The 4156-nt window shown below is 70.4% G+C and carries 1 protein-coding gene; it reads left to right on the forward strand.

Going from position 1 to position 4156, the window contains the following annotated elements; all coding sequences use genetic code 11:
* Positions 1 to 4156, forward strand: a 4156-nt coding sequence (locus tag B0T44_RS26060) for an SDR family NAD(P)-dependent oxidoreductase (RefSeq protein ID WP_139795378.1), incomplete at both ends; no start/stop codon positions are given.

Here is a 4156-nt window from a genome sequence, read left to right on the forward strand (position 1 = left end):
GGCATTCGCAGGGTGAGGTGGCGGCGGCGTATGTGGCGGGTGGGTTGTCGCTCGAGGATGCGGTGCGGGTTGTGGTGGCGCGTAGCCGGTTGATCAGTGACCAACTCACGGGTGCGGGCGCGATGGCTTCGGTAGCGTTACCGGCGGAAAAGGTGGCCGAGCGGCTGGCTCGTTATGGGCAGGCGGTGTGCGTGGCAGCGGTCAACGGCCCGGCGGCGGTGGTCGTTTCCGGCGATCCCGACGCGGTGCAACGGTTCGTGGACGACTGCGCGCGCGACGGTATCCGGGCGAGTCATGTCGCCGTGGACTATGCCTCTCACTCTCGTCATGTCGAAGCACTGCGTGAGCCCCTGCTGCGCGAACTGGCCGATATCGTGCCGAGACCAGCGGCGATCCCGTTCTATTCCACGGTGACCGGCGAGGAAACCGACACCCTCGGCGTGGATGCCGAATACTGGTTCGGCAATCTGCGCCGGCCGGTCCGGTTCGCCGAGGCCGTTGCCGCCGCCGCAGATGACGGGCATACCGTGTTCGTCGAAGTCGGCCCGCATCCCCTGCTCACACCCGGTATCACCGCGGTTCTCGACGAACGGCGCGGCGATACCGCCGCAGCCGATACGCACCCGGCTGGTGCCGTGGTGGGTTCGTTGCGGCGCGGCGACGGCGGGCTCGACCGGTTGCTGCGGTCGGCGGCGCACCTGCACATCACCGGTGTCGCCGTCGACTGGTCGGTCCTGTTCGAGGAGTCGGGCGTGCAGCGGGTATCGCTGCCCACCTATGCCTTCCAGCATCGCCGCTACTGGCTCGATCCCACCGAGGCCGCCGACCCGGTGGCACTCGGCGTCACCGGCGCCGCCCATCCGCTGCTGGCCGCGGTCGTCGCCGATCCGGGCACGGGCGGGGCCACGCTCACCGGGCTGATCTCCCTGCGCTCCCAGCCGTGGCTGGCCGACCACGCGGTCAGCGAGACGGTCCTGTTCCCCGGCACCGGGTTCCTGGAGTTGGCGCTGCGGGCAGGTGCGGAAGTCGATACGCCCGCCGTCGCGGAACTCACCCTGCTCGCGCCTCTGGTGCTGCGCGCCGAGGAGGCCGTCACGATTCGGGTCGTCGTGGGCGCGGCCGAAAACGGCCTGCGACCGATCACCATCCACGGCCGCGTCGTCGACCACGGCGCCTGGGTCCGGCACGCCGCGGGCACTCTCGCCCGGGACATCGCCGGTACCGAAGACGGTTCGGTACCGGCACCGGCGTCGGCTGCCGAGATCGATGTCGATGACCTCTACGACCGGCTCACCGCCCTCGGCTGCGAGTACGGGCCCACGTTCCGTGGGTTGCGCGCGGTGCGGCGCACCGGCTCGGATCTCTACATCGACGCAGCATTACCGCACTCCGCGAGCGGCGCCCGGCGATACGGAGTACACCCCGCGCTGCTCGACGCCGTCCTGCAGGCAGCGGTCTGCCTCGACACCGAATCCGAGCATGCGGTAACGCCGCTGCTGCCGTTCACCTGGACGGGCGTGACCCGGTTCGCGACGGGCGCGACCGCGCTGCGGGCCCGGATCGGCCGCGACACAGACACCGGTGCCCTCACCTTGGCGGTGTCCGATACGGCCGGGCGCGCGGTGCTGTCGGTGCGCGCCTTGACCACCCGGCCGGTCCGGCTCGACCTCGCAGCGACCGCGACTGTTCGACTGCACACACCGATATGGAAACCAGCGCCCGTTCCTCCTGTCCAGCAGCCCGTTTCCTCCATGGTGTGGCCGGAGGCGGTAGCGGCGATCGAAGACGGCATGGATAACCCCGCCGTGGTGGTGCTCGACTGCCGCGGCCGCACGACCGGCACCGATCCGCATGCGCCGGTCCATGAGGTATTGGCGGTACTACAGCGATTCGTCACCGACGAACGCTTCACCGGCAGCCGGCTCGTGGTGCTCACCTGCGGCGCGGTGTCCGTGGCCGGGGAGGACGTCACCGATCTGTCCGGCGCCGCCGTCTGGGGACTTGCGCGCTCCGGCCAATCCGAGCACCCCGGGCGGATCGTTCTCGCCGACATCGGCACTGCCCCCGATGATGTCGCCGACGTCGACGAGGCGCTGGCAGCGGTGGTGTCGTCGGCCGATGCAGAACCACAGTTCGCGGTGCGTTCAGGGGTGGTGCATGTGCCTCGGCTGACGGTGCCGCCCGCAGACCTGCTGGAACCGCCGGCGTCGGGGATATGGCGACTGGACTGCCCGGCACCGGGCACACCGGATGGTCTTGCGCTCACCCCGCACGAGTCTGCCGAGCCGACGCTGCGAGCAGGGCAGGTGCAGGTCGGGGTGCGCGCGGCCGGGTTGAACTTCCGTGATGTGATGATCTGCCTGGGTGTGTACCCGGATCCGGATGTAGCGCTCGGTGCCGAGATCTCGGGTGTGGTGCTCGCGGTCGGTGCGGGGGTGGACGACATCGCACGGGGTGACCGGGTGATGGGCCTGATCACCGGCGGTATCGGACCGGTGGCAGTGACCGATCACCGTTCGCTGGTACAGGTTCCGCCCGGATGGTCGTTCGCCGACGCGGCTGCGACCCCGGTGGCGTTCGCGACCGCCTGGTACGGACTGTGTGACCTGGCCGAGGTGGGGCCCGGGGATCGGGTGCTGATACACGCCGCTACCGGCGGTGTCGGTATGGCCGCCCTCCAACTCGCCCGCCTGTGGGGCGCGGAGGTCTTCGCCACCGCCAGCCGCGGTAAGTGGCACATCCTGCGGGAACTCGGCTTCGACGACGACCACATCGGCGACTCCCGCGGCCTGGACTTCGCACAGCAATTCCTGGCCGCTACCGACGGCGCGGGTATGGACGTCGTCCTCGACTGCCTGGCCGGGGAATTCGTTGACGCCTCACTGCGGCTGCTGCCCCGAGGGGGGCGGTTCGTCGAAATGGGCAAAACCGATATCCGCGATCCTGGCGAGATCGCCGCGGAGTATCCGGGTGTGCGGTATCGAGCTTTCGATCTGCTCGACGCCGGGTCCGACCGAATCGGCCGGATCCTCGGCGACCTGTTCGACCTGTTCATCGACGGTCGTCTGCACCGGCTTCCGCTGCGGGCCTGGGATATCCGGCAGGCGCCTGCGGCGTTCCGTTGTTTCGCGCAGACCCGGCACACCGGCAAGCTCGTCCTCACGCTGCCTCCCGCACCGACCCTGGAGCACGGCACGGTGCTCGTCACCGGTGGCACGGGCGGTCTCGGCGGCGTCGTCGCCCGGCATCTGGCCACCCGGTACCAGCCACGTCTGCTGGTGCTGGCCGGCCGGCGCGGCCCCCGGGCACCCGGCGCCGAGGAACTGGCGCGGGACCTGACCGCACTCGGCACCGAGGTGCGGGTCGTGGCCTGCGACGTGTCCGACCGCGCCGCCGTCGCCGATCTGCTGGCGTCGATCCCCGCGCATGCGCCGCTGACCGGGATCGTGCATGCCGCCGGTGTCCTGGACGACGGTGTCATCGATTCCCTGACACCCGAACGTGTCTCGGCCGTCCTGGCAGCCAAGGCCGACGCCGCCCGGCACCTGCACGAACTCACCCGAGCGCACGATCTGACGCTGTTCGTGCTGTTCTCCTCCGCGGTCGGCGTTCTCGGTTCGCCGGGGCAGGGCAATTATGCGGCGGCCAACAGCATGGTGGATGCTTTGGCCGCGCACCGCCGCGCCCAAGGGCTGGTCGCGACTTCGATCGCCTGGGGTAACTGGGCGAGCGTCACCGCCATGACAGCCCGGCTCGGTGCCGCCGACACGGCCCGCATGCACCGCGCCGGCGTCGCGGCTCTCGACACCGAGCAGGGTTTGGCACTGTTCGACGCCGCCGTCACCCGAGCACAGGCCACGGTCGCCGCCGTGCGTTTCGACCGTCCGGCATTGACGGCAGCGGCCAGGGCGGGGACTCTGCCGCCGATTCTCCGTGACCTGGTCACGGTCGGGCCTCGGCCCGCGAGCGCACCCGAAACCTCGGCACAGGACCTGCGCCGGCGGTTGGCCGGGCTACCGGAATCCGAACAGCGCCACGAACTCCTGAATCTGGTGTGCAGCCACACCGCCGCTGTCCTCGGCCACACCCACCCACACGCCATCGACCCCCACCGCACCTTCGCCGACCACGGCATCGACTCCCTCACCGCCGTCGA

Source organism: Nocardia donostiensis, assembly GCF_002081715.1.
Taxonomy (GTDB): Bacteria; Actinomycetota; Actinomycetes; order Mycobacteriales; family Mycobacteriaceae; genus Nocardia; species Nocardia donostiensis.